Source organism: Actinomadura sp. HBU206391, from assembly GCF_014323665.1.
Lineage (GTDB): Bacteria > Actinomycetota > Actinomycetes > Streptosporangiales > Streptosporangiaceae > Actinomadura_C.
On sequence record NZ_JABVEB010000517.1, the window covers coordinates 1 to 1,660 of the forward strand.

The following is a 1,660-nucleotide window of genomic DNA, read 5'->3' on the forward strand; positions in this document are numbered from 1 at the left end:
GCGAGATCGGGCGGTCGATGGCCGGAGCGGCCTGCCGCCACGGTGCGTCGCCGCGTGCGTCCCATACCGCCGCGGCGACGACCGCCACGATCAGGGCTCCGGTGAGCGCGCTCGCCATCGTCTTGATCCCGCCCCGCGCGCGGTACCCAGGATCACGCCATTGCTCGACCATCGCGCGCCGCCGGCGCTTCTCGGCCCGCCGCTCCGACCGGCGGGCGCGCGCCCGCCTCAGCGGACCGGGCCCTCGCGATCGCTCACGAGCCGACGGCTCGGCGAATGCCGCGCCCTTGACGAAATCCTCACCGAAGCCATCTGCCGGCTCCGAGGGTTCCACTGCCATATCCAGTTCTCAATCTTCGCAAGTCTTCGGGGTGCAAGATCGTAACAGCGGCCGCACGTCAGATGCCCGGTACGCGACCTCGGAGAACGAGATCTCCACTGTCGGAGGCGGACCCTAGACTCGGCGTCATGGCACGGGCGAATGACGAAGTGGCGGATCTCCTGCAGGAGCTGGCGGACCTGTTGTCGATCACCGGCGGCGAGGCCTACAAGGTCCGGGCGTACGAGAAGGCCGTCCGGGCGATCGGCGGCCATCCCGAGGACGTGTCCGCCCTCGACCTCAAGGGCCTGAAGAAGATCCCGAACGTCGGCGAGGCGATCGCCAAGAAGATCCTGGACTACCAGCAGACCGGCACCATCAGGCAGGTCGAGGACCTCCGCGCCCAGATCCCCGCCGGGGTGCGGGCGCTCACCGCGATCCCGACGCTCGGCCCCAAGAAGGCCATGGTGCTGTACGAGAGCCTGCGGGTCACCTCGGTGGCCGAGCTCGCCACGGCGATCGACGAGGGCCGGGTGCGCGATCTCAAGGGCTTCGGTGAGAAGACCGAGGAGAACATCCTGCACGGCATCGCGCTGCTGGAGCAGTCCGGCGGCCGAGTGCTGGTCGACCTGGCGACCGAGCTGGCCGAGGAGATCGTCGGGGCTCTCCGCGAGGTGACCGGCTGCGAGCGCTGCGCCCACGCGGGGTCACTGCGCCGGATGCGGGAGACGATCGGCGACATCGACGTGCTGGCCGCCTCTGACGACCCGGCTCCGCTCATGGAGACCTTCGCCTCGCTGCCCATCGTGTCCGAGGTGATCGCCCGCGGTGACAAGAAGACCTCGATCCGCACCACCAAGGGGCTGCAGGTCGATCTGCGCGTCGTGCCGCTGGCGTCCTGGGGCGCGGCACTCCAATACTTCACCGGAAGCAAGCAGCACAACGTGCACATCCGGGAGATCGCCGTACGCGCCGGGCTGAAGCTCTCGGAGTACGGGCTGTTCGAGGCCGAGTCCGGCGACCTGATCGTGTCCTCCACCGAGGAGGAGGTGTACGAGCGACTCGGCCTGCCGTGGATCCCGCCGACCCTCCGCGAGGACGGTGGGGAGATCGAGGCGGCCCTGGCCGGCGAGCTGCCGCGACTGGTGCGGGCCGAGGATCTTCGCGGCGACCTGCACAGCCACACCGACCTCACCGACGGCCTCGCGACACTCGAGGAGATGGTCACCACGGCCGCCGGCCGCGGGCTCGAGTACTACGCGATCACCGACCACGCGCCGAACCTCTACATGCAGCGCATGACCGACGAGAAGATGCTCGCCCAGCGCGACGCCGTACGGG

General features: G+C 69.6%; 2 protein-coding genes. One reads left to right on the top strand and one right to left on the bottom strand.

Annotated elements, in window-relative coordinates:
- Positions 1 to 340 (bottom strand): hypothetical protein (locus HKK72_RS38995; protein WP_222721691.1); only part of this gene is annotated, 340 nt, incomplete at its 3' end.
- A 128-nt stretch (positions 341 to 468) separates the two neighbouring features.
- Here HKK72_RS38995 and HKK72_RS39000 point away from each other — a divergent pair.
- Positions 469 to 1,660: helix-hairpin-helix domain-containing protein (locus HKK72_RS39000; protein ID WP_187239392.1), on the top strand; the 1,192-nt coding region annotated here is incomplete at its 3' end.